A 23839-nucleotide genomic window follows, 5' to 3' on the forward strand; every position below is an offset into this window, starting at 1 on the left:
TCGGGTCGGCATGGTCGGCTACGCGTTCATGGGCGCCGCGCACTCGCAGGCGTGGCGCACCGTGAACCGGGTGTTCGACCTGCCGGCGCGGGTGCGGATGTCGCTCGTCTGCGGCCGGGACGAGTCGAAGGTGGCCGAGGCCGCCGACCGGCTCGGCTGGGACGGGTACACCACGGACTGGCGGCGGCTCGTCGAGTCCGACGAGATCGACGTGGTCGATATCTGCACGCCGGGGGACAGTCACGGTGAGATCGCCCTCGCCGCGTTGGCCGCGGGCAAGCACGTGCTGTGCGAGAAACCGCTTGCGAACACCGTCGCGGAGGCGCGGGAGATGACCGCTGCCGCCGCGCGGGCCCGGGAGTCCGGGGTACGCGCGATGTGCGGCTTCAACTATCGGCGGGTGCCGGCGGTCGCCCTGATGCGGCAGTTCGTCGCCGAGGGGCGGCTCGGCGAGATCCGGCACGTCCGGGCGACCTACCTCCAGGACTGGATCGTCGACCCGCAGTTCCCGCTCGTGTGGCGGTTGCAGAAGGAGCGGGCGGGCTCCGGCGCGCTCGGTGACATCGGCGCGCACATCATCGACCTGACCCAGTACGTCACCGGGCAGCAGATCACCGGGGTCAGCGCGCTCACCGAGACGTTCGTCAGGCAGCGGCCGTTGCCGTCCGAGTCGAGTGGCCTGGCCGCGCAGGCCGGCGACAACGGTCAGGGCACGGGGCCGGTCACGGTGGACGACGCGGCGGTCTTCGTGGCCCGGCTCGACGGCGGTGGACTCGCCACGTACGAGGCGACCCGGTTCGCCACCGGCCGCAAGAACGCCCTGCGGGTCGAGATCAACGGCTCGCGCGGCAGCGTCGTGTTCGACCTGGAACGCCTCAACGAACTGGAGTTCCTGGACGGCACCCGGCCCGCCCCCGAGCAGGGCTTCAGCCGCATCCTGGTGACCGAGCCGGAGCACCCGTACCTGGCGGCGTGGTGGCCGCCCGGCCACATCATCGGCTACGAGCACTCCTTCACCCACCAGATGCGCGACTTCGTCGAGGCGGTCGCCACCGGCGTCGACCCTACGCCGTCGTTCGCGGACGCGCTCCAGGTGCAGTTGGTGCTTGATGCGGTTTCGCGGTCCGCTGCCGACTCCGCCTGGGTCGAGGTGGGGAAGGAGGGGGCCCCGCTTAACGCCTCCGGTAGAGGAGGGGGCCCCGCTTAACACCCGCGCGGTGCGCAAGCGCCGCCACACACCGTCCCGACGCCGGCCGGCGAGGGCCCGCCGCGGTTGCGCCCCGCGGCGGGGACGAGGCCGGCGCCGGGAGGCGTGGGGGGCGGGCGGGCGGGGGGGCGCCCCCCCCCCGCCCCCGCGGGGGGGGCGCCCGGGGGGGGGGCGGCGGCCGGCGCGGGGCGGGGGGCCGCCGGGACCCCGGGGCCACGACACGCACGGACCACCGGTGCGGCCGGACCGGGATTCCCCAACCGCACCGGTGGACCGGCAGCCGCTCCGGCGGCGTCCCTTCCACCATCCGGCAGAGGGGAGACGAGTTGACACCCGACCGACTTCGCGCCGCGCTGCGGGGCGTACCCGATCCGCGCTGGCTGGACGCGGCGCTGCGCCGCGTGGCGACCGAACCCGCCGCGATCCCGCGCTACTTCGCCGTCGCCGCCCGGCGGTGCGGGCGCGGGCTGGTGCCCGACCCGCCCGGCTGGACGGTCGACGAGGCGGCCCGGGCGCTGCTGCTCACCGCGCTCCCGACCGGTCATGCCGCCGCCGCCGAGACGCTCTACCGGGAGGGCGACGCCGGGGAGAAGCGGGCGGTGCTGCGCGCGTTGCCGCTGCTGCCGATCGGTGCGGCGTGCGTGCCGCTGCTGCACGACGCGATCCGCACCGACGACACCCGGCTGGTCGCCGCCGCGCTCGGCCCCTACGCCCGGCACCTGGAGCAGCCGGCCTGGCGGCAGGCGGTGCTCAAGTGCGTCTTCACCGGGGTGCCGCTGGCCGTGGTCGACGGCCTGCCCGGCCGGGCCGACGGCGAGCTGGCGCAGATGCTCGCGGCGTTCGCCGCCGAGCGGCACGCCGCGGGCCGGAGCGTGCCCGCCGACGCCACCGACCTGCTCGACCGGTTGACCACCACGGAGGCGTGACATGCGCATCTTCGACCCGCACATCCACATGACGTCGCGGACCACCGACGACTACGAGCGGATGGCCGCGGCCGGGGTGCGCGCGGTGGTCGAGCCGGCGTACTGGCTGGGCCAGCCGCGCACGAGCGTGGACAGCTTCGTGGACTACTTCGACTCGCTGCTCGGCTGGGAGCCGTTCCGGGCCGCCCAGTTCGGCGTGCGGCACCACGCGACCGTGGCGCTGAACCCGAAGGAGGCGAACGACCCGCGCTGCCGCCCGGTGCTCGACGTGCTGCCCCGCTATCTGGACAAGGACGGGGTGGTGGCGGTCGGCGAGATCGGCTACGACGCGATGACGCCGGCCGAGGACGCCGCGTTCGCCGGGCAACTCGCCCTGGCCGTCGCGCACGACCTGCCCGCGCTCGTGCACACCCCGCACCGGGACAAGGCGCGCGGGGTGGCGCGCTCCCTGGCCGTGATCGCCGAGTCCGGCATCCCACCCGGGCGGGTGCTCGTCGACCACCTCAACGAGGTGACCGTGGGGCTGGTCCGGGACACCGGCTGCTGGTTGGGCTTCTCCATCAATCCGGAGACCCGGATGTCGCCGCCGCGGATGGTCGAGCTGCTGCGGACGTACGGGACCGAGCGGATGCTCGTCAACTCGGCCGCCGACTGGGGGCGTTCCGATCCGCTGCTCACCCGGGTGACGGGCGAGGCGATGCTGCTGGCCGGGTTCGACGTCGACGACGTGGACCGGGTGCTGTGGCGCAACCCGGTGGAGTTCTACGGCCAGTCCGGCCGGCTCGACCTTCCCTGACCGAACTTTTGTCGAAGCGCGTCAAAAGTAAGAGCCGATCGATCACGGACCTGGCGACCCGGGACGCGGCGCTCAACCCGCCGGGGGAGTGGAACACCTACGAGATCCTGGTCGAGGGGGAGCGGTTGCAGGTCTTCCTCAACGGCGTACGCATCAACGACTTCACCAACACCGACCCGGTCCGGTCGCTCGCCGGGCACGTCGGCCTCCAGAACCACGGCACCGGCGACGACGTGTCGTTCCGCAACGTCCGGATCAAGGAGTTGGGCGGCACGCCACCGCCGGGCGGCACCACCACCGTGCAGGCCGAGGCGTTCAGCACGGCCAGCGGCGTCAGCGCGTTCGCCAAGGCCGGCGCCAACGGCGGACAGACCCTGGGGTACGTCGACCCGGGCGACTGGGCCGCCTACCAGGGCCTGGACCTGACCGGTGTGACGTCGCTGCGGGCCCGGGTGGTCTCCGGCGGCCCGGGCGGCACGATCGGAGTGCGCACCGGCTCGCCGACCGGTCCGCTGCTCGGTCAGGTGGCGGTGCCGAACACCGGGAGCTGGACCACGTTCGCCGACGTCACCACCGCGCTGAGCGGCGTGCCGTCGGGAACCCAGACGGTGTACCTGACGTTCACCGGCAGCGGGTCCGGGCTGTTCGACGTGGACGACTTCACGCTGGTGCGGAGCGGTAGCACCGGCGGGACCGGGCCGGTGAAGGGCCTGGCCGGCAAGTGCCTGGACGTACGCAACGCGGCCACCGCCGACGGCACCCAGATCCAGCTCTACACCTGCAACTCCTCGGCGGCGCAGTCGTGGACGGTGACGCCGAACGCGACGGTGAAGGCGTTGGGCAAGTGCCTGGACGTGTCCGGCGGGGCGAGCGCGGACGGCACGAAGATCCAGCTCTACACGTGCAACGGCAGCGGGGCGCAGAACTGGTCGGCGCGGGCCGACGGCACGGTACGCAATCCGCAGTCGGGCAAGTGTCTGGACGTGTCGGGCAACAACCCGGCCGACGGCACGTCTGTGCACCTGTGGACGTGCACCGCCGCCGCGAACCAGCGCTGGACCCTGCCCTGAGGCAGGCCATAGAGTGGGGACGGCGACCGCGAGGTGGCCGGTGGCCCGTCGGGAGGCGCAACCCGGTGGGCACAGGCGCTCCCGCGCCCACCGGTGCCGAGCCGTCGCCGTTCCGGTCACCCTCGCCCCGGTCCGCAACGGAATCCCCCAGCACACGACAGGGGAGAAGGACAATGGCGCGACCCATCACGCTCTTCACCGGCCAGTGGGCCGATCTTCCGTTCGACGAGGTCTGCCGGCTCGCCGCCGAGTGGGGGTACGACGGCCTGGAGATCGCCTGCTGGGGTGACCACTTCGAGGTCGACCGGGCGCTCGCCGACGACTCGTACGTCGAACGTAAGCGGGAGACGCTCGCCAAGCACAACCTCCAGGTCTTCACCATCTCCAACCACCTGGTCGGGCAGGCGGTCTGCGACCACCCGATCGACGAGCGGCACCAGGACATCCTGCCGGCCCGGATCTGGGGCGACGGCGAGCCGGAAGGGGTGCGACGCCGCGCCGCCGAGGAGATGAAGGACACCGCGCGGGCCGCGGCGAAGCTCGGCGTACGGACCGTGGTCGGCTTCACCGGCTCGTCCATCTGGCACACGCTTGCGATGTTCCCGCCGGTGCCGCCGGCCATGATCGAGCGCGGCTACCAGGACTTCGCCGACCGGTGGAACCCGATCCTGGACGTCTTCGACGCCGAGGGCGTGCGGTTCGCGCACGAGGTGCACCCCAGCGAGATCGCGTACGACTACTGGACCACCAAGCGGACCCTGGAGGCGATCGGGCACCGGGCGGCGTTCGGGCTGAACTGGGACCCGTCGCACTTCGTCTGGCAGGAGCTGGACCCGGTGAACTTCATCTTCGACTTCGCCGACCGGATCTATCACGTGGACTGCAAGGACGCGAAGGTCCGCACCGGGGACGGCAGGCGTGGCCGGCTCTCCTCCCACCTGCCCTGGGCCGATCTGCGACGCGGCTGGGACTTCGTCTCCACCGGCCACGGCGACGTGCCGTGGGAGGACTGCTTCCGGGCGTTGAACGCGATCGGCTACGACGGCCCGATCTCGATCGAGTGGGAGGACGCCGGCATGGACCGCCTCGTCGGCGCGCCGGAGGCGCTCCAGTTCGTCCGCCGCCTGGCCTTCGACGCCCCGACCGCCGCGTTCGACGCCGCGTTCAGCACCACCCGCGACTGACGCCCCGCCCTCGCCCCCGCCCGCCCGCTTCGGCGATCTTGGATCGGTGGGGTTGGGTGGGGGGAGGGGTCAGCGGGGGGTGTAGACTTGGTCGCTTACCAGGTGGGCCGCGCCGATGAGGGCGGCGCGGTCGCCCAGGTCGGACAGGACGATCGGCATGCTGCCGGTGGCCAGCGGGGTGGAACGCCGGTAGACCACGCCGCGGATCTCGGCCAGCAGGACCGGCCCGAGGCCCGGCGTCGCGCCGCCGATGATCACGATGGCCGGGTTGACGAAGCTGACCAGCCCGACCAGCACCTGCCCGAGCCGGCGGGCGGCGTCGCGGACAAGCGTCTGCGCCGCCGGGTCGCCCTCGGCGGCCACCGTGGCCACGTCGGCCACCGTGATCGCGCCGGCCGTCGCGAGCCGGTCCGCCAGCGCCGTCGAGCGTCCGGCCCGGGCGGCCGTCACCGCCTCCCGCACCAGGGCGGCATCCCCGCAGTACGCCTCGACGCAGCCGGTATTGCCGCACCCGCAGAGCGGCCCGTCCTCGGCGAGCTGGAGGTGCCCGATGTCGCCGGCCCCGCTGGCCGCGCCCCGGTAGAGCGTGCCGTCGAGCACCAGGCCGCAGCCGACGGCGTCACCGAGCTTGACGTAGAGGAAGTCGTCGAACGGCCGGCCGGTGCCGGCGTGCCGCTCGCCGAGCGCCATCGCGTTCGCGTCGTTGTCGACGTGCACCGGGCAGCCCAGTTCGGCGGCGATCGTGTCGCGTACCGGAAATCGGTGCCAGCCGGGCAGGGCGGGCGGGGAGACGGGTGTGCCGTCGCGGACCGCGACCGGCGCGGGCAGCGCGACCCCGACGCCGCTGAGCCGGGCCAGCCCGGCCTCGGCCCGCAGCTTGCCGAGCAGCTCGACCGCCCGGCCGGTGACCGCCTCGGGGCCGAGTCGCACGTCGACCGGCTCGTCGTGCCGGGCGAGCGGGTTCAGCTCGCCGTCGGTGAGCGCGACCCGCAGCCGGCCGTCGCCGACGAGCACCGCGCCGAAGCGCACATGCGCGCCGATCCGCAGCAGCGACGAGCGGCGCCCGCCCCGGGACGCGGCCGGTCCCGCGGTCTCCACCAGGCCCAGCTCGGCCAACCGGTCCGCCTCGGCGGCGAACCGCGCCCGGGGCAGCCCGAGGACGTCGACAAGCTCGACCCGCGACCGCGGGCCGTCGTCGCGCAGCAGCCGCAGCAGCCGTGCCTGGTCCTCGGTCTCCGGTCCGACCATAGCCATGTGATCATCCCCCTCCCCACCGGAGAATGTGCCACACCGGCATGCGGAAGCGGGCCGGCCACCCGAGGGTGGTCGGCCCGCTGTCCGCTGATGTCAGAGGGTGCTGCTCGTGCCGTTGGGCTTGGTGCTCGTGCCGGTCGTGGTCGAACCGGTCACGCCGGTCGATCCCGTACCGCTGGTGCCGGCCTTGCTGCCGACGGCGGCCGGCGTGCCGGCGAACGGCTTGTCGGCCTCGGTCAGCCCCGACTTGCTGCCGTTGCCGGTCGAGATCTTCTCGCCGATCCTGCTCTGCCCGAGCTTGTCCTTGCCCTCGGAGTAGAGCCGGGTCGCCTGTGCCTGCGCGACGCCGGCCGCCTCCTGGACGGTCGGGTGGTCGAGCACCTTGCGCCCGCGCACCACCAGCTCCTCGTACTTCTCTCGGCCGGCACGGGCGCCCAGGACGAATCCCGCAGCCAGCCCGCCAAGAAACATGATCTTTCCGCGCATGGCGGCTCCTTCCGTACCTGACTCTGTTGACCGCTAACTACCCATCCTGCTCTCCGCTCATACCTCCCTGCGCCGAGATGACGATTTGTCCCGATTCTGGGGTGCCCGCAACCCACTGGCGCGCCACCCCCCGATGTCCTGTATTCTTTTCTCCGTCGCACGGCGCGGAGAGATCTTCGCCCGGGCGGTGCACGGTCCCCTGTAGCTCAATTGGCAGAGCAGCCGGCTGTTAACCGGCAGGTTATTGGTTCGAGTCCAATCGGGGGAGCTTCGCTCCACACCACGCGCCCGTCGGCCACGCCGACGGGCGTTTCTCGTTGCCGGTACGGTACCGCCCGCCCGGTTTCCACCCGCGAACGCCGCTTCGACCGGCAGGATTGTCGACGTCGACTTAGACTCCCGCTGCGTCGATCCGCGCGTCGATTCGAGGGTGGTGAGGATGGCCGCAGGACGCACCCGCTGGACCGCGACGCTTGTCGCGGTGGCGGTGGTGCTCGGCTGGCTTGTCGTCGGCGGGATCGCCGGTCCCTACGCCGGCAAGCTCGGCGACGTCGCCACCAACGACAACGCCTCCTTCCTCCCGGCCGACGCCGAGGCCACCCGTGCCCAGGACCTTTCCGCCGGCTTCGTCGACCGGGAGACCACCCCGGCCCTCGTGGTCTACGAACGCGCCGGCGGCATCACCCCGGCCGACGAGCAGCGCATCCAGGGCGACGCCGCCCGCTTCGCCCGGGTGCCAGGCGTGGTGGCCCCGCTGCCGCCACCCGTGGTCAGCCAGGACAAGCAGGCCGCCCAGGTGATCGTGCCGATCGACAGCGCCGAGGGCGAACAGATCCGCGCCGTCGTCGACGAACTGCGGACCATCGCCGGCCCCGACCGCGACGGGCTCACCGTCGACGTGGCCGGCCCGGCCGGCCTGCTCGGCGACCTGATCGAGGTGTTCTCCGCGATCGACGGACCGCTCCTGCTCGTCACCCTGGTCGTGGTGCTGATCATCCTGCTGATCGTCTACCGCAGCCCGGTGCTCTGGGTCTTCCCGCTGCTGGCCGCCGGAATGTCCTACTCGCTGGCCGCCGTCTTCGTCTACCAACTCGCCAAGCACGACGTGGTCAAGCTCAACGGACAGGCACAGGGCATCCTCACCGTGCTCGTGTTCGGCGCCGGCACCGACTACGCGCTGCTGCTCATCGCCCGCTACCGGGAGGAACTGCACCGGCACGAACGCCCCTGGGACGCGATGACTGCCGCCTGGAAGGGCGCCGCCCCGGCCATCATCGCCTCCGGCGCCACGGTCATCGTCAGCCTGCTCTGCCTGCTGCTGTCCAGCCTGAACTCCAACCGGGCGCTCGGCCCGGTAAGCGCCGTCGGCATCGCCGCGACACTGCTGGTGATGCTCACGTTCCTGCCCGCACTGCTGGTGCTCGGCGGCCGGTGGGCGTTCTGGCCCCGGCGGCCCCGGCACGACGACGCCGACCCGCGCACCGAGCACGGCATCTGGGGGCGCATCGCCGGCTTCGTGGCGCGCCGCGCGCGTACCCTCTGGATCGTCACCGCGGTGGTCCTGGCCGCGCTCGCGATCGGGGTGACCCAACTCGGCGCCACCACCCTCGGCCAGTCCCAACTGTTCACCAATCGCACCGACTCGGTGGCCGGCCAGGAGGTAATCGACAGGCACTTCCCGGCCGGCACCGGCAGCCCGGCCACCATCTTCACCGAACAGGCCACCGCCAAGCGCGTCGCCCAGGTGGCGCAGGGCGTCAAGGGCGTGGACTCGGTGGCCCCGCTCGGCCAGCAGGGCGAGCTGGCGCCACCGAACCCGAACGCGCCGCCGAAGGTGGTCGACGGCCGGGTGCAGCTAAACGTCACGCTCGCCGACCCACCCGACAGCAACGGCGCCGAACAGGCCATCCGCGACCTGCGCGAGGCGGTGCACGCGGTGCCCGGCGCGGACGCCGTGGTCGGCGGCTTCACCGCCATCAACGTGGACACCGCCGACGCGTCCGTCCGCGACCGCAACGTCATCATCCCGGTGGTGCTGCTTGTCATCGCGGTCATCCTGGCGCTGCTGCTGCGCGCCCTGGTCGCCCCGGTGCTGCTGATCGCCACCGTGGTGCTGTCGTTCCTGGCCACGCTCGGCCTCTGCGCGCTGCTCTTCAAACACGTCTTCGACTTCCCCGGAGTCGACCAGTCCTTCCCGCTGTTCGCGTTCGTGTTCCTGGTCGCGCTCGGCATCGACTACAACATCTTCCTGATGAGCCGGGTCCGCGAGGAATCGGTGCGACGCGGCACCCGGGCCGGGGTGCTCGCCGGCCTGGCCGTCACCGGCGGCGTCATCACCTCCGCCGGCATCGTGCTCGCCGCCACGTTCTCCGCGCTCGCCGTACTGCCGCTCGTGGTGCTTGTCGAGCTGGGCGTGGCGGTCGCCGCCGGGGTGCTGCTCGACACCATCGTGGTCCGCTCGCTGCTGGTGCCCGCGCTCGCGTACGACATCGGCCCGAAGGTCTGGTGGCCGGGCCGATTGTCGCGGTCGCACCGCGGCGGCGACCGCGTCGGGGCGGGGGTGGACCGTGCCTGACACCGACGTGGTCATCGTCGGCGGCGGCCTGGCCGGCCTCGCCGCCGCCCGGCGGCTGCACCGCGCCGGCGTGCCGTGGCGGCTGCTGGAAGCAGGCGACCGGCTCGGCGGCCGGGTCGCCACCGACGAGGTCGACGGCTTCACAGTGGACCGCGGCTTCCAGGTGCTCAACACCGCCTACCCCCGGCTCGGCGCGCTGCTCGACCTCGACACCCTCGACCTGGGCTGGTTCACCTCCGGGGTGCTGGTGCGCCGCGGCGACCGGCTGGAACGGCTCGTCAACCCGCTGCGCGAACCCACAGGCGCGCCCGGCACGCTCACCGCAGGCGTCGGCTCACTACGCGACCGGCTGCGCCTGGCCGCGCTCGCCGGCGGCTGCGCCACCCTGCCCGTCGGGCGGCTGCTCACCGCGCCCGAGACCAGCACCGAGACGGCGCTACGCCGGGCCGGGCTCTCCGACGCGATCATCGAGGAGCTGCTCCGGCCGTTCCTGGCCGGCGTGCTGCTCGACCGCGAGCTGGCCACCTCCAGCCACGTGTTCGCGATGATCCTGCGCTCCTTCGCCCGGGGCCGGATCGGCCTGCCCGCGCAGGGCATGGGCGCGCTGCCCCGGGCCGTCGCCGCGCCCCTGCCCACCGAACTCATCGCCCTCCGCACGCCTGTCACCGCTGTCGCACCCGGCCGGGTCCGCACCTCCGCCGGCGAGATCACCTGCCGCGCCGTCGTGGTCGCCGCGGACCCGCCCGCGGCGGCCACGCTGCTGCCCGGAATCGAGCGGGTACGCATGCACGCGTACACCACCTACTACCACCGCACCGATTCCCCGCCACTCGACGAGCCGATCCTGCTGCTCGACGGCGAGCGGCGGGAACTTGTCACCAACACGGTGGTGCTCAGCATGGCCGCACCCACGTACGCGCCGACCGGCCAACACCTGGTGGCCACCTCGGTGGTCGGCCCGCAAGCCCCGCCCGAACCGGTCATCCGGCGCGAGCTGGACCGCCTCTACGGTCGCCCCACCGCCGACTGGACCCACCTCACCACAGTCACGGTGCCGGACGCGCTGCCGGCCGCCCCGCCTCCGCAGGGCCGGCTGCGCAAGCCGGTCGCGCTCGGCGACGGCCTGTTCATGGCCGGCGACCACCGGGACAGCCCGTCCATCCAGGGCGCACTGGCAAGCGGCTGGCGTACCGCAGGCGCGGTGCTCGACGAACTGCGGGGCTGAACCGGCGCGGCACTGCGCGCTGATATTCTCGCATTGCCCATCGTGCTGTCGTGGCGGCGTACGTCGCCGGGTCGGTGGTGGCCGGTGATCGATCGGCAGGTTACGATCCGGCGCGGTAACGGGGCGGTAGCTCAGCCGGTTAGAGCAGGGGACTCATAATCCCTCGGTCGCGGGTTCGAACCCCGCCCGCCCCACCCGCAAGAACACCGGGTCGAAGATCACTAGATTGACGTTCTGGGTGCACCGTGGATGCACCAGGTGGCCCACGAGGTGCACCACAACGACTAATCGCGCCCTATCGGCCCTCCCAGGCAACCGGGACGCCCGCGTCTCTGCAACTGCGGCGCTGGAACAGCCGAGCCGTCCCCATGCCCGAGTCCGTGCAGACCACGCGCAGCTTGGATGGCCGCCATTCGTCGTGGCGGTGGTTAGGTCGTAAACCCGATCTTGATCAAGTCAAGGCAGCCGGCGTAGTGGATGACTGACGCGGCGGTACTCTCCCACGGAGCCAAGTCTAGCCCGCTTTACTGTCGTCATCTATTACACTAGACTTGCTGCGTGAAGCGAACCGACCTGATCAATCGGATCGGCAAGGCCGCCGCCGACGCAGGCACCACCTTCGAGATGGTCCGCGAAGGAGGCAATCACACCATCTACCGGTATGGCTCGCAGAACGTCGTCATACCCCGACACAAGGAGATCAACGAACTCACCGCGCGGGGCATCCTGCGCTCTCTCGGCTTGAAGTAGAAGGGACTACCGCCGATGAAGTACACCGCAACGTGCGTCCGCTCCGGCGGCTGGTGGGCCATCACCGTCCCGGAGATCAAGGGCGTCTTCTCGCAGGCCCGCCGCCTGGACCAGGTCGAAAAGATGGCACGGGAAGCAATCGCGCTCATGCTCGACGTCAAGCCGAACAGCTTCGATGTTGAGGTGCAGCCCGAAGTCCCGAGGGAAGTCATCAAAGCACGCAAAGCGCGCATCGCGCTGCGCGAGGCCGAACAGTCCGCCGACGAGGCCACCGTCGCTGCTGCCCGAACGCTGCTCGACAATGGCTACACAGTCCGCGATGCAGGTTCGCTGCTCGGCATCTCTGCTCAGCGGGTGTCACAGTTGGCGCCAAAGAAGACAGCAGCCAAGGTGACAAGCCGCAAGGCGGTAACTGGACGAGCAAGTAAGGGCACCAGCAAGAAGCCTGCCGTCAAGCCGAACCGCGAAGTCGTCGCAGCCTGACCTCCGAGCGACACGGACCTGCGAGAGGTCCGTGTCGCCTGTCAGCCTCGGTGCAGCGCCTAACCCGCTCCAACTCCGTTCGGTCGGCGTAGTCGTGCAACGAATCGGCGAGGTGCTGCTTAAAGGCAGCAGAGCCTCCCCAGGTTGGCCGATGCACGTCTGATCGCGCCCGGCCCGACGAAGCGTCGAGCCGGGCGCGTCTACCTCGTGGACCACAGGCGGCTGGGCCGCGCAACTGGGCGCGTGTGCGGCATGCTGTCCGCCATGGCGATCTTCGACCCGAAGGCGGACCTCCTCGACTATCTGCGCGGGGCGCGCGAGGCGGTGGTGTGGAAGCTCGACGGGCTGAGCGAATACGACGCCCGCCGTCCGCTGACGCCCACTGGGACGAACCTGCTGGGCCTGGTCAAGCACCTGGCACGTGGCGAGTTCGGATACTTCGGTGAGACCTTCGGCCGCCCAAGTGATGCCGTACCGCGATGGCCCGAGGGGGAGGAGGCGTGGGAGGCATGGGCGCTGCCGACGGAGTCGCGCGAATCCATCGTCGACCTGTACCGGCGGGCCTGGGCACACGCGGACGCGACGATCGAGGCGTTGCCACTGGACGCGGTCGGGCGGGTACCGTGGTGGGGCGACGGCGGCGAGGTGACGCTGCATTACGTCCTGGTCCATGTGACCGCCGAGACGCAGCGTCACGCCGGCCACGCCGACATTGTCCGGGAGCTGATCGACGGCGCGGTCGGTCTTCTTCCCACGACCACAAACGTGCCGGCGTCGGATGACGGGACCTGGGCCGCGCATCGGGACATGGTGGAGCGGAACGCGCGTGAGGCCGCCGGCCGATGAGGCTTACCGGTCAATTGCGGGTCATGGGGATGCGCGTCGGGTGGTCCGCTTGATCGAATGGGGCTTGTCTGCCCGCTGTCCGCTCGGTCCGCAGCCGGGCCGTCGACATCCGCAGAAGCCGCCGTACGGCACCAACTCCTTGTCGCCTGCGCATCGGTGCTCGGTGACGATGATCCCTCGACGCAATCCATGCACTGCGTCACCGGTTTCCAGGGCTCGGTCATCCGGTAGGTCATCCCCGTCGGCTCTCAGCGGCGTCGAGCGACTCGCCCAACCGGTACCGCAACGCGCGAGCCTGACCGATCGACAACGACAACGACACTTGATCGGCTTCCGCGTCGTCGGTCGCGTCCACCATCACGACTGGTTCGGCAGCCGCGTGCAGGGCCTGCGTCAGCGCCACGGTGACGATGAACGCCTCTGGCCGTTCGGTGTTGATCTCTGAAGCTCGCGACCGGTGTCCGGCTCGCCGATCGCACCCGTCCCGGTCACACCATCCTGGGTGCCGGTCGTGAGCCGCCAACATGCCCGTGGCGAAGACGTTAACGTGTCCGCACTTACGCACGATGTGCGGCGGCACGCTCCAGGACGTGGACGTGGTCAAACCGGCTGCCGCGATAGCTCGTGCCGCCGCCTCGGGGTGGGCATGGCAGACGTAGGCGACGCCGTCGAGCGACTCGGTCACGAGGTCGCTGTAGATCTCGATTCGGCCGGCTGCCGGCTCGCCGCAGTCGTCCAGCTCGAACGGTAGATTGCGCACGGGTCACACCTCCAATGCGATCAGGTCCCCGTCAGCGTTCGGGGCGAGATCTCGCTTTCAATGCCAACTTCTGTGAGAGCGAGTAGGCCAAGTGCAATAGTAGCTCGTTTGGCCTAACTTATGCCCCGGTTGGATTGGCCCAAGTGTCTGCCGGCGAAGATGGCCAAGTGGATCTCGATGGGGCGATGCGAGCATTGCGGGCCGCCGAAGAGGCGCTACCCGATGCGGACGAGCGCGCCGCGCAGGTCGCTCGGCAGATCAAGGCCGACGCCCGCGCCCGAGTCGAGAACGCTCGCGCCGAGTTGCACCGCGTCATGGTGGCGGAGTACCGGGCCGGCGCTCGTCAGGTCGACCTCATCCGGCGCACCGGCTACAGCCGCGAACGCGTGCGGCAGATCTTGCGGGCTGCCGGCATCGAAGGCGATTGACGCTTGATTCATAGGCCCCCACCTGGATCAAGGCGGCGGGGCGAACTCATACGCACCAGGTAGTCCCCGCTACCACTAGTGGAGATGACGGTAGGTAGCGGCAGTCGTCGCTGCGGGTACGCGGCGTACCCGGTGACGTGGTGTACCTCTACGCCGGAGCCCCGATCCGGTGGGCCAGATCCGCTGCCTCGGCCCGGATCGCCGCCGGTGCATCCCGGGCGAGTCGGCCGGCCATGTCCTGCGCTGCCGGCGAGTAACGCACCGTCTCCGGTGAGGTCGCCTCGGCGCGGGTCAGCAGGTGCAGCGTGGCTTCCTGGGCGCCTTCGAGGTCGGCCGAGCGGGCCAGCTCGACGTAGTGCCGGCCGCGCCGCTCCGTCGAAGGGATCGACTGCGGATCGAGGGCATGGGCGCGTCGCTGGGCCTCGTCGGGGTCGCCGAGGTCGACGGCGCACATCACCGCGTACACATCGACCAGGGGGCGGGACACTCGTGTCCGGAGGCCGACGTAGCCCTCGGGCAGAGCACGGTCGACGACCTGGCGTGCAGTGTCCCAATCGGACCACGCACCCTGGTCGCCGTTACGGGCGCGGGTGAGGGCCATGCAGAGGTGCAGGTCGGCGAGCATCTCCGCGTACTCGACTCCGCCCTCGCCCACCCGGGGCTCGACCAGGGCGCGCGCCTCGCGCAGCCGGTCCAGGGCTTCGTCGCCACGGCCGACCGCGCGGAGGACGTGCGCGGCGTACCAAATGCTGCTGGCGATGGCGAGAGGGTCGTCGGCGTCGAGCGCGGCGGTCATGCCCCGGTCGACGGTGAGCCAGCACAACTCGCGGTCACCGTGCCAGGCGAGGTATGCCTGGGCGAGATGGTATGCCTGGGCGAGCAGCGCCAGGGAGGCTCGCCGGTCGTCGCCGGTGTGGAGCCGGACCGCTTTCTGGGTGGCGTCGAGGAGGCCGGGAAGAACCAGGCCGGCTTCCGTCCGCTGGTGACGGCTGGTGTGCCACGTCTGCCAGGCGGAGTCGACGGCACCACGGAGGTAGTCGGGGGATTCCGGCTCACCGGTCACGGTTATGTGCCAGGCGGTGAGCGCCTTGCGGACGTCGTTGACGGCGGGGTGGCTGGGCCGGCCGTCCAGGGAGAGCGCGACGTGCGGTCCGAACAGGTCACCGAGATCGTGTACGCCGAGATGCGGTGCGAGCTGCTGGGCCGCACGCAGGGTGAGTGAGCGGCGGCCGTTCTCGATGAACTTGACGGTTGTGGGGGACAGCCCGGCGAGCCCGGCCAGCCGGTCGCGGGAGAGGCCGGCGGCGCGGCGGAGCCGCTCGACGCGTTGGCCGGGAGTGGGAGCGGACTGGTCGACCATCGGGCACCTCCGCACAGGTACATCGTGTACCCCTCACCGTACGCGCGTCTTGCCGAGATCGGTCCACCCAAATGTCGGCGTCGCCGCCGACGTGCCTGTCCTCTTCCTCATCTTCATCCGGCTCCGGGCGGAGAACAAGACTGGTTCTTCGCCCGTGACGTCGGCATTGTCGTCGGCATGGCCACCAAGAAGCGCGACGTGGACCTGGGTCGCCGGCTGTCGCATGTGCGCTGGCTCGCGGGAGGCACCGGAACGGGCAAGAGCACCCTCGCCCGCGCCCTGGCCGAGCGCCACGACGTGCTGATCTACGACGGTGACCACGCGGAGCGCGGCTACGTCAGTCGGTGTACCGCCGCGGAGCAGCCCCACCTGTGGGCGTTACTGCACGCCTCGGGGGCGCGGCGGTGGAACGGCCGCAGCGCGCGGGAGGTCTTCGCCTCGATGCCGAGCCTGCACGGGGAGACGTTCGGCTTCGTGGTGGACGACCTGCTGGCGCTGCCCTCGGACCGGCCCGTCCTGGTCGACGACTTCCGCACGCTGCCCCGCGACGTCGCTCCGCTGCTGACGTGGCCGGAGCAGGCAGCATTTCTCCTGCCCACGCCGACGTTCCGGCACGGGGCGCTACGTGCGCGGTTCGCCGACCCGGTCCGGGCCCGGGCGAACTGGGGCGACAGCGATCACGGTGAGGCGCTCGCCCTGCGGCTGGCCCGCCGCATCGCCGAGTTGTGGGGTCTGTCCGCGCTCCGGCGCGACGCCTGACACAGGCGTGGCGGCCGGAGCGCGGCACCTCCGCTGAGCGGCGTGACCCGGGTCACGCCTCCCCGATGCTTGCGGTGCCACGACGACGGCGAGGTGCGTCGATCTCGTCGAGCAGCGCGATCGCGAAGTCCGCGTAGCTGATCTTGCTGGCCGGATCGCCGTGCTCGGCCAACCGGTAGCGCCCGGTGCGGGTGCCGTCGCGGTCGAAGTCGCCGGCGGGCGCGACGTACGCCCAGTCGAGGTCGCACGTCCGCAGTTCCGCCAGGCCCGCCGCGTGACCCAGGTAGAAGGGGCGGTATTCCTGCGGGAAGCCGGGTTCGTCCATCAGGGCGCCGCCCGACGCCCCGGGAAGGACCGGCGCGAGGCCGACCATCACCAGACGGCGTACGTCCGCCTTCGCCAGCCCGGCAGCCAGGGCGCGGGAGGAGGCGGTGAAGAAGTCGTGCGGCGGCACGGTCAGGTCCACCGCCGCGCTGATCGCCGCGTCGTGTCCGGTGGCCACCCGTGCGACGTCGGCCGCGTCGGTGACGTCGCCTGCCACCACCCGCGCGTCAGCCATGTCGCGGTGGCGCTCCGGGTCGCGTACCACGGCGGTGACCCGGTGGCCGCGCCGCCGCGCCTCGGCGACGGCCTGCCGCCCGGCGCGACCGCCGGCGCCGAAGATCACGATGTCCATCACGATTCGCCTCTCCCCGAGGCCGGAACCTTCACGCCCGGCCGATTCCGCCGACGCTAGTGACATCTGTGGTTACCCCGAGGATACCGGCTATCGTCAGCGACATGAGGCAACCGCTGCCCGCCGACATGTTCGACGAGCTGTGCCCGTCCTCGCTCAACCCGATCCGGTTCGGCGACAAGTGGGCGGCGCTCATCATCCGATGCCTGGAGGGTGGGCCGCGCCGCTTCTCCGAGCTTCGCGTGCCGCTGCGCCGGGTCACCCCGAAAGTGCTCACCCGGTCGCTGCGCGCCCTCGAACGCGACGGTCTGGTCACGCGCACGGTCCGCGCCGGGCGTGCTTCGCACGTCGAGTACGAGTTGACGCCGCTCGGTCGCAGCATGCTCGGACCGATCGCGGCGGCGTGCGCCTGGACCGAGAGGCACTGGGACGAACTGCTCGATGCCCGCGAGGCGTACGACAGCGCCAGCGACCGATGAGAGGGCCTACTGCGTCTCGGGAAGGGTCGCGGTCACGTCCAGCTCGACCAGTTGCCGGGGAAAGCCCAACTGGGCGACGCCGAGCAGGGTGCTCGCGGTGGTGAACGCGGGCGCCAGGGGTGAGGCCAGGAAACGCTGCCACACGTCAGCGAGCACGGCCCGGTCGGCGCTCACCACATAGATCACGGTACGCACGACGTGCTCCGGTCCGGCGCCGACCGACCGGAGCGCGGCAAGCGTGTTGGCGGCGATCTGGTCGACCTGGGCGTCGACGTCGTCCCTCCCCACCAGCGCGCCGGCCGCATCCAGCGGGCACTGGCCGGCGAGATAGGCGGTACGTCCGGCGGGAACGACTGTGACGTGGTGGTATCCCGGGGTGGGGTGCAGGCCCTCGGGGTTGGCGCGAACGATGGTCATGGTCCGCAGCATCGCGGACCCACCCGTCGGTGTCACCACATTTCGCCGGGGTGGTGGAGGATCGGCGGATGAGGTTTCCACTGTCGACACCACCGGCCATCACCGTCGGCACCATCGCCGCCGGGCCTCAGCCGACACTCAGCGCCGGGGCCGGCCTCGTCCTGCGGCCCTGGGCGGCCGGTGACGCGCCAGCGGTCTTCGCCGCCTACCAGGATCCGGAGATCCAGCGCTGGCACACCCGTCGGCCCGCGTCCGAGGAGCAGGTCCGGGAATGGGTCGCGCACTACCGCCGGGCCTGGACGCAGGAGACGGGGGCGAGTTGGGCGGTGACCCGGGGCGGCGGCGAGGTGCTGGGACGGCTCGCCGTGGGCGGCTGGGACCTCGGCGACGGGGTGGCCGGCTGCGCGTACTGGGTGGTTCCCGCCGCGCGCGGAGCGGGCGTGGCCCCGCGGGCGTTGCGGGCGGTCAGCGCCTGGGCCCTCGCCGAGGGTCGCTTCCATCGTCTCTACCTGGACCACTCGACCCGCAACCACGCCTCCTGCCGGGTCGCGGTGAAGGCCGGGTTCCGCCTGGAGGGCACCAAGCGCAGCGACGCCGTCCACGCCGACGGCCGGCACGACATGCATCTGCACGCCCGCGTCCGGGGCGACGAGTGACCGCCTACCTGTGGCACCCTGGCGTGATGAGCGGGCAGCGGGCGGCGTGGTATCGCCTCACCAGGAAGCAGCGCGTCGTGGTGGTCGCCGGCATGGGGCTGGCGCTCGTCGGGCTGGTGCTGGCGCTGACGGTCAACCCGGCCCTCGGTGCCATGGTCATCGCGGTGGCTACGCTGGTCATCATCTTCACGCAGATCTTCGCCCCGCCTGACTGAAACCCGATTTCACCGCAGGCCCGCATGCGGCGGTGACAAACGTTCCGCCGTCCCCGGACAGCGGCGACCTGCGCGCTCGTGACCGCCCTCGTGATCGCCGTGCCGCGGGCGTACGCCCAGCGGCGCGAACGACGGGACGCCGCCGCAGCAGCTCCGACACAAACTCCTTGATCATGCCCCAGAAGGGAGGTAGAGCGGGAGAGGTGGGTGATCATGAGCCTGGCGGCATCAACGGAGATCAACATCGCCGTCAACCTCATGATCACGGCATCGGAGGCGAGGGTCTGCCCTTCGAGGTGCCCGGTCGGGCCCGGCGGCTGGGGACGGCGCGCGGGTGAGAGAGTGACAGCGTGCGGGTGGGGATACTCGGGCCGCTTGAGGTCCGCGACGGCGAGCTGGCGGTCGACGTCGCCGGGGCGCGGCTGCGCGCGCTGCTGATCCGCCTCGCCCTGGACCCGGGCCGCCCGGTGAGCGTGCCGGCGCTGGCGGAGGCGCTCTGGGCGGACGCGCCGCCCGCCGACACCGCGAACGCGGTGCAGACGCTCGTGTCCCGGTTGCGCCGGGCCGTGCCCGGGCTCGGGGTACGCAGCGGCCCGGCCGGCTACCGCCTCGACCTGGACCCCGACGACGTGGACGCCGAGCGGTTCGCGCGGCTGGCCCGGGTGGGCCGGGAGGCGTTGCGCGGCGGGGACGCGGCCACCGCCCTCGCCACGCTGCGGGACGCGCTGGCGCTGTGGCGGGGTCCGGCGCTGGCCGAGGTGGTCGACGCGCCCTATGCGACGGCCGCGGTGGCGCGGCTGGCCGAGTTGCGGCTCACCGCGCAGGAGGACCGGATCGAGGCGGAGCTGGTCACCGGCCGGCCGGAGCTGCTTGTCGCCGAGCTGGACGAGCTGACCGTCGCGCATCCGCTGCGGGAGCGGCTGGCCGCGCTGCACCTGCGGACGCTTGCCGCCGCCGGGCGGCCCGCCGAGGCGCTTGGCGCGTACGACCGGATCCGGAAGCGGCTCGCCGACGAGCTGGGGGTGGACCCCTCACCCGAGTTGCGGGCCGCGCACCTGGCGGTGCTGCGAGGTGAGGCGACCCCGCCGCCGACGCCCGTCGCGCCGCCGGGGAACCTGCGCGCCGCGCTCACCACGTTCGTCGGGCGGGACGAGGGCCTGCGCCGGCTCACCGGGCTGCTCGCCGGCAACCGGCTGGTCACGCTGATCGGGCCGGGCGGGGCCGGCAAGACCCGGCTGGCCGGCGTCGCGGCGGCCCGGCTGGCCGGTGGCGTGCCGGGTGGCGCCTGGCTGGTCGAGCTGGCCCCGATCACCGACCCGGCCGACGTGCCGCGGGCGGTGCTGGACACGCTCGGCCGGCGGGACCTGACGCGGGAACCCGCCCGGCCCACGTTCCGCGACACGCTCGGGCGGCTTGTCGACGTCATCGCCGGCGCCGAGACGCTCATCGTGCTCGACAACTGCGAGCACGTCGTCGAGGCGGCGGCCCGGCTCGCCGAGGAACTGCTCGGCCGCTGCCCGGGGCTGCGGGTGCTTGCCACGTCCCGTGAGCCGCTGGGCATCGTCGGTGAGGCGCTGGAGCCCGTACCGCCGTTGCGCCTGCCGCCGGCCGACGTCACCGCGGCCGACGCGGTCGCGTACCCCTCGGTGCAGTTGCTGCGCGACCGGGCCGTGGCCGTGCGCGCCGGCTTCGCGGTGACCGGCGACAACGTCGCGGACGTGGTGGAGATCTGCCGCCGCCTGGACGGCATGCCGCTCGCCATCGAGCTGGCCGCGGCGCGGCTGCGGACGCTCTCGCCCCGGCAGGTCGCGGCGGGCCTGGACGACCGGTTCCGGCTGCTGACCGGCGGCAGCCGGACCGCGCTGCCCCGGCACCGGACGCTGCGGGCGGTGGTCGACTGGAGCTGGGGGCTGCTCACCGACGACGAGCGCCGGTTGGCCGAGCGGCTCGCCGTGTTCCCCGCCTCCGTCACCGCCGACTCGGCCGCCGGCGTCGCCGGCCCGGCCGCCGCCGCGCTGCTCGACGCGCTCGTCGACAAGTCGCTGCTCCAGGTGGTCGGCGACGGGCGGTTCCGGATGTTGGAGACCATCCGGGAGTACGGGCTGGAGCGGCTCGCCGCCGCCGGAACGGCCGCGGAGGCGCGCGCCGCGCACGCGGCGTACTTCCGGGACCTGGTCCGGACCGCCGAGCCGCACCTGCGCACCGGCGGGCAGTTGCCGTGGCTGCGGCTGCTGACGGCGGAGCGGGAGAACATCGTCGGCGCGCTGCACTTCGCCTGCGACGCCGGTGACGCCGACACCGCGCTGCGGATCGGCGCGGCGCTGGCGCTGCCGCTGACGATCTGGGGCGACGACGGCGGTATCGGCGGTGACGTGCTGGTCCGGGCGCTCGCGCTGCCCGGGCCGGCGCCGGCGGGGGAGCGGGCCGTGGTGCTCGCCATCCGGGTGGTGACGGAGATGTTCCACGGCGCTGCCGAGCCGACCGACGAGCGGGTCGCGGAGCTGACCGCCGCCGTGCGGGCGGCGGACGGCACGGACCACCCGATCGTGGCGCTGCTCGAACCGGCGCTGTCGATCTTCACCGACGACACGGCCGCCGGGATCGAGGCGGTGGACCGGGCGCGCGGGCATCCCGACCCCTGGACCAACGGGACGCTGCTGGCGATGCGCGGCCAGATCAAGGAGAACGACGGCGACGCCGAGGGCATGCTGCGCGACTCGATCCAGGCGATCGAGGAGCTACGCGCGGTCGGCGAGCGGTGGAGCCTGTCGATGGTGCTGAGCAACTACGCCGACGCCATGACCAAGCGCGGCGACTTTGCGACGGCGACGGTCGCGCTCGAAGAGTCGGCGCGGCTGGCGCGCGAACTCGACCCGGGCGCCGCGCCGGGTTTCCAGTTGATCTGGCTGGCCGCCATCCGGGCCCGCTCCGGCGACGCGGCCGGCGCCAAGGCGGAGCTGCGCCGGTTCGTCGCCGACCGGGCGGCCGACCGGGACGGTCGGGACGCCGCGTTCGGGCTGATGATGCTCGGTGCCATCGCGCGGCAGGAGGGTTCGCTCGACGAGGCGCAGGAGTGCCTCACCGAGGCGAAGCGTCGCCAGGAGGACGCGCCGCTGCTCGCGCCGCAGTTCCGCGGGCTGCTGCTGACCGAGGCGGGGCACCTGGCGCTGGCCCGCGGTGACGTGGCGGGGGCACGGGCATGCATGGCCGAGGCCGTCGTCCGGGGCATCGCCGCCCGGGACATGCCGGTGGTCGCGACCATCGCGGTCGGCTGGGTGGCGGTCGCCGAGGCGGAGGGCCGGTACGAGCGGGCCGCCGAACTGCTCGGCACGTCCGACTCGCTGCGCGGCTGGCCGGACCGGTCCAACGCGGACGCGCAGCGGCTCGCCGAGCGGCTGCGGGCCGAGCTTGGCGACGACGGATACGCCGCCGCGTACGCCCGGGGGCACGGCCTCAGCCGGGCCGACGCCCTCGCGTTCGTGGGCGTCGACCCGGCTCGGTGAGACAGGTCAGGCGCGGCGCCGGTACGCGCGGACGGCGAGCGGCGCGCAGACCGCGATGATCGCCACGGTCCAGAGCAGCGACCGGGTCACCGGCCCGGCGACCGGACCGCCGATCATCAGGCCCCGGGCCGCCTCCATCACGTCGGCCACCGGGTTCACCCCGACCCACCACTGCAACCAGCCGGGCAGCGTGTCGGTCGGCACCATCATGTTGGTGCCGAAGGTCAGCGGGAACAGCACCAGGAACGCGGTGCCCTGCACGGCGCCGGGGCTGCGCATCAGCATGCCGAGCAGCACGCCGATCCAGGTGACCGCGAACGCGAACGCAATGGTCAGCAGGCAGGCCGCAAGCGTGGACAGCGGATCGGTGCCGATCCGGAAGCCGATCGCGTAGCCGAAAGTGAGCAGCACGGTGATCGAGACCACGAACCGGACCAGGTCGCCGACCACGGAGCCGACGAGCGGCGCGGACCTGGCGATCGGCAGGCTGCGGAACCTGTCGAAGACGCCCTTCTCGATGTCGGTGTTGAGGCTGACGCCTGTCGCGATGGACGCGAACAGCACGGTCTGCACCATGATCGCGGGCAGCAGGAACTGGAGGTAGGCGTGCTGCGAGCCGGAGATCGCGCCGCCAAGCAGGTAGACGAAGATCAGCACGAAGACGATCGGCTGGAGCGTCACGTCAAGCAGTTGCTCGGGCGTGCGCAGCGTCTTGATCAGGCTGCGCCTGGCGAGCGCGAGGCTGTGCCGGGCCAGCCCGAACGGGCGGGAGCCGGACTGGGGAGCGCTGGTCCGGGGCGGCGTGGCCGCCGTGCGGGTGATCGTGGTCATGCCGCCACCTCCATGGGTTCCTCGGCGCCGTGGCCGGTCAACGTGAAGAACACCTCGTCGAGGCTGGGGAGCCGCAACGCCAGCTCCACCACCCCGATGCCGGCGTCGTCGAGCCGGCGGACCACGGTCGTGAACGTGGCGTCGTTGTCCACCGGCACGGTGAGCAGGCCGGGCCGCGGCAGCTCGGGATCGGCCCCGGTGCTGGCCCGCAGGATGTCGGCGACGTCACCGATCCGGTCCGCCTCGGTCGGCCGGACCACGATGGTCTGGGTGCCGGCGATCCGCTTCAACTCGCCAGGCGTGCCGTGCGCGATCACCCGGCCGTGGTCGATCACCGAGATCTCGTCGGCGAGCGCGTCGGCCTCGTCCAGGTACTGCGTGGTCAGCAGCACCGTGGAGCCGTCGTCGACGAGCGAGCGGACCACGCCCCACATCTCCTCCCGCTTGGCCGGGTCCAGGCCGGTCGTCGGTTCGTCCAGATAGATCACGTCCGGCCGGCCGACCAGGCTCGCGGCCAGGTCCAGCCGGCGGCGCATGCCCCCGGAGTACGTCTTGGCCGGGCGCCCGGCCGCCTCGGTCAGGTCGAACCAGGCGAGCAGCTCGGCCGCCCGGGCGCGGGCGTCGCGTCCGCTCAGGTCGAGCAGCCGGCCGATGAGCACCAGGTTCTGGGTGCCGGTCAGATCCTCGTCGACCGAGGCGTACTGCCCGGTCAGCCCGATCATCCGGCGTACCTTCCCGGCGTCGGCGACCACGTCGTGGCCACCGACCGTGGCCCGGCCCCCGTCCGGGCGCAGCAGGGTGGCGAGGATCCGCACCGCAGTGGTCTTGCCGGCGCCGTTCGGCCCCAGCACTCCCAGCACGGTCCCCCGTCGTGCGGCGAGGTCGATCCCGGCCAGCGCGGTCGTCGTACCGAACCGCTTGACCAGGCCCTCCGCCTCGAATGCGTATGTCAT

At 72.3% G+C, this 23839-nt stretch carries 23 protein-coding genes, 2 tRNA genes and 1 pseudogene; 18 read left to right on the forward strand and 8 right to left on the reverse strand.

All coding sequences use genetic code 11. The annotated features are described in order from the left end of the window. The first annotated feature begins 10 nt into the window (after nt 1–10). The 5 genes and pseudogenes from SM450_RS20975 to SM450_RS20995 all read left to right on the forward strand — a co-directional run bounded on the left by SM450_RS20975 (nt 11) and on the right by SM450_RS20995 (nt 5183). A complete protein-coding gene (locus tag SM450_RS20975) occupies nt 11–1207 on the forward strand; it encodes a Gfo/Idh/MocA family protein (protein WP_474621562.1) in 1197 nt (398 codons plus the stop codon). A 326-nt stretch (nt 1208–1533) separates the two neighbouring features. After that, the gene (locus SM450_RS20980) at nt 1534–2133 is read left to right on the forward strand and encodes an EboA domain-containing protein (protein ID WP_474621443.1); all 600 of its coding nucleotides are present in this window, start codon (nt 1534–1536) and stop codon (nt 2131–2133) included. Between the two features lies 1 nt (nt 2134). Next, nucleotides 2135–2929 carry a TatD family hydrolase gene (locus SM450_RS20985; RefSeq protein WP_474621444.1) on the forward strand — a complete coding sequence of 265 codons (795 nt, stop codon included), beginning with the start codon at nt 2135–2137 and terminating at the stop codon, nt 2927–2929. Between the two features lie 47 nt (nt 2930–2976). Next, nucleotides 2977–3999, forward strand: a pseudogene (locus SM450_RS20990) (RICIN domain-containing protein); the annotation flags it as partial. 173 nt (nt 4000–4172) lie between these two features. Next, nucleotides 4173–5183 carry a sugar phosphate isomerase/epimerase family protein gene (locus SM450_RS20995; RefSeq protein WP_474621445.1) on the forward strand — a complete coding sequence of 337 codons (1011 nt, stop codon included), beginning with the start codon at nt 4173–4175 and terminating at the stop codon, nt 5181–5183. 69 nt (nt 5184–5252) lie between these two features. Here the strand turns inward: SM450_RS20995 and SM450_RS21000 are convergent, their stop codons facing one another. Together SM450_RS21000 and SM450_RS21005 are read right to left on the reverse strand one after the other, a co-directional pair. After that, a complete protein-coding gene (locus SM450_RS21000) occupies nt 5253–6437 on the reverse strand; it encodes an ROK family transcriptional regulator (RefSeq protein WP_474621446.1) in 1185 nt (394 codons plus the stop codon). A gap of 93 nt (nt 6438–6530) precedes the next feature. Then, nucleotides 6531–6923: a hypothetical protein gene (locus SM450_RS21005; protein WP_474621447.1), complete on the reverse strand. Its 393-nt coding sequence runs from the start codon at nt 6921–6923 to the stop codon at nt 6531–6533. Between the two features lie 195 nt (nt 6924–7118). Between SM450_RS21005 and SM450_RS21010 the strand changes: the two genes are divergently transcribed. The 7 genes from SM450_RS21010 to SM450_RS21040 all read left to right on the forward strand — a co-directional run bounded on the left by SM450_RS21010 (nt 7119) and on the right by SM450_RS21040 (nt 12802). Next, nucleotides 7119–7191: transfer RNA gene (locus SM450_RS21010), tRNA-Asn, on the forward strand. A gap of 171 nt (nt 7192–7362) precedes the next feature. Beyond that, nucleotides 7363–9498: an MMPL family transporter gene (locus SM450_RS21015; RefSeq protein ID WP_474621448.1), complete on the forward strand. Its 2136-nt coding sequence runs from the start codon at nt 7363–7365 to the stop codon at nt 9496–9498. Next, nucleotides 9491–10723 carry an FAD-dependent oxidoreductase gene (locus tag SM450_RS21020; RefSeq protein ID WP_474621449.1) on the forward strand — a complete coding sequence of 411 codons (1233 nt, stop codon included), beginning with the start codon at nt 9491–9493 and terminating at the stop codon, nt 10721–10723. Before SM450_RS21015 ends, SM450_RS21020 begins: the two co-directional genes overlap by 8 nt. 120 nt (nt 10724–10843) lie before the next feature. Beyond that, nucleotides 10844–10917 (forward strand) — tRNA-Ile (locus SM450_RS21025). 364 nt (nt 10918–11281) lie between these two features. Then, nucleotides 11282–11473 carry a type II toxin-antitoxin system HicA family toxin gene (locus tag SM450_RS21030; protein ID WP_474621450.1) on the forward strand — a complete coding sequence of 64 codons (192 nt, stop codon included), beginning with the start codon at nt 11282–11284 and terminating at the stop codon, nt 11471–11473. Between the two features lie 15 nt (nt 11474–11488). Then, nucleotides 11489–11956, forward strand: a complete 468-nt coding sequence (locus tag SM450_RS21035) for a type II toxin-antitoxin system HicB family antitoxin (RefSeq protein WP_474621451.1) — start codon at nt 11489–11491, stop codon at nt 11954–11956. 264 nt (nt 11957–12220) lie between these two features. After that, nucleotides 12221–12802, forward strand: coding sequence for a DinB family protein (locus SM450_RS21040; protein ID WP_474621452.1), 582 nt, complete (start codon nt 12221–12223; stop codon nt 12800–12802). 232 nt (nt 12803–13034) lie between these two features. Here the strand turns inward: SM450_RS21040 and SM450_RS21045 are convergent, their stop codons facing one another. After that, complete coding sequence (locus tag SM450_RS21045) at nt 13035–13562, reverse strand: hypothetical protein (RefSeq protein WP_474621453.1); 528 nt, start codon at nt 13560–13562, stop codon at nt 13035–13037. Nucleotides 13563–13729: 167 nt separating this feature from the next. Here SM450_RS21045 and SM450_RS21050 point away from each other — a divergent pair, with 167 nt between their 5' ends. Then, the gene (locus SM450_RS21050) at nt 13730–13990 is read left to right on the forward strand and encodes a hypothetical protein (protein ID WP_474621454.1); all 261 of its coding nucleotides are present in this window, start codon (nt 13730–13732) and stop codon (nt 13988–13990) included. A gap of 148 nt (nt 13991–14138) precedes the next feature. On the opposite strand, the gene SM450_RS21055 is transcribed toward SM450_RS21050, so the two are convergent. Further along, a complete protein-coding gene (locus SM450_RS21055) occupies nt 14139–15350 on the reverse strand; it encodes a helix-turn-helix transcriptional regulator (protein WP_474621455.1) in 1212 nt (403 codons plus the stop codon). A gap of 177 nt (nt 15351–15527) precedes the next feature. Between SM450_RS21055 and SM450_RS21060 the strand changes: the two genes are divergently transcribed. Then, on the forward strand, nt 15528–16109 hold the full coding sequence (locus tag SM450_RS21060; RefSeq protein WP_474621456.1) for a hypothetical protein: 582 nt from the start codon (nt 15528–15530) through the stop codon (nt 16107–16109). A gap of 52 nt (nt 16110–16161) precedes the next feature. On the opposite strand, the gene SM450_RS21065 is transcribed toward SM450_RS21060, so the two are convergent. Further along, nucleotides 16162–16785 carry an NAD(P)-dependent oxidoreductase gene (locus SM450_RS21065; protein WP_474621457.1) on the reverse strand — a complete coding sequence of 208 codons (624 nt, stop codon included), beginning with the start codon at nt 16783–16785 and terminating at the stop codon, nt 16162–16164. 104 nt (nt 16786–16889) lie between these two features. Between SM450_RS21065 and SM450_RS21070 the strand changes: the two genes are divergently transcribed. Then, complete coding sequence (locus SM450_RS21070) at nt 16890–17264, forward strand: winged helix-turn-helix transcriptional regulator (RefSeq protein ID WP_474621458.1); 375 nt, start codon at nt 16890–16892, stop codon at nt 17262–17264. Nucleotides 17265–17270: 6 nt separating this feature from the next. Here the strand turns inward: SM450_RS21070 and SM450_RS21075 are convergent, their stop codons facing one another. After that, nucleotides 17271–17681 (reverse strand): RidA family protein, encoded by a 411-nt coding sequence (locus SM450_RS21075; protein WP_474621459.1) that lies wholly within the window; start codon nt 17679–17681, stop codon nt 17271–17273. Nucleotides 17682–17749: 68 nt separating this feature from the next. Here SM450_RS21075 and SM450_RS21080 point away from each other — a divergent pair, with 68 nt between their 5' ends. The 3 genes from SM450_RS21080 to SM450_RS21090 all read left to right on the forward strand — a co-directional run bounded on the left by SM450_RS21080 (nt 17750) and on the right by SM450_RS21090 (nt 22055). Continuing rightward, the gene (locus SM450_RS21080; protein WP_474621460.1) at nt 17750–18337 is read left to right on the forward strand and encodes a GNAT family N-acetyltransferase; all 588 of its coding nucleotides are present in this window, start codon (nt 17750–17752) and stop codon (nt 18335–18337) included. Between the two features lie 26 nt (nt 18338–18363). After that, the gene (locus tag SM450_RS21085) at nt 18364–18552 is read left to right on the forward strand and encodes a hypothetical protein (RefSeq protein ID WP_474621461.1); all 189 of its coding nucleotides are present in this window, start codon (nt 18364–18366) and stop codon (nt 18550–18552) included. A gap of 350 nt (nt 18553–18902) precedes the next feature. After that, nucleotides 18903–22055, forward strand: a complete 3153-nt coding sequence (locus tag SM450_RS21090; protein ID WP_474621462.1) for an AfsR/SARP family transcriptional regulator — start codon at nt 18903–18905, stop codon at nt 22053–22055. A 6-nt stretch (nt 22056–22061) separates the two neighbouring features. Here SM450_RS21090 and SM450_RS21095 read toward each other — a convergent pair whose 3' ends face one another. Both SM450_RS21095 and SM450_RS21100 read right to left on the reverse strand, forming a co-directional pair. Continuing rightward, entirely contained in the window at nt 22062–22886 is an 825-nt protein-coding gene (locus SM450_RS21095) for an ABC transporter permease (protein WP_474621463.1), read from the reverse strand. Further along, nucleotides 22883–23839, reverse strand: coding sequence for an ATP-binding cassette domain-containing protein (locus SM450_RS21100; RefSeq protein ID WP_474621464.1), 957 nt, complete (start codon nt 23837–23839; stop codon nt 22883–22885). Before SM450_RS21100 ends, SM450_RS21095 begins: the two co-directional genes overlap by 4 nt.

Source organism: Micromonospora marincola, from assembly GCF_056150385.1.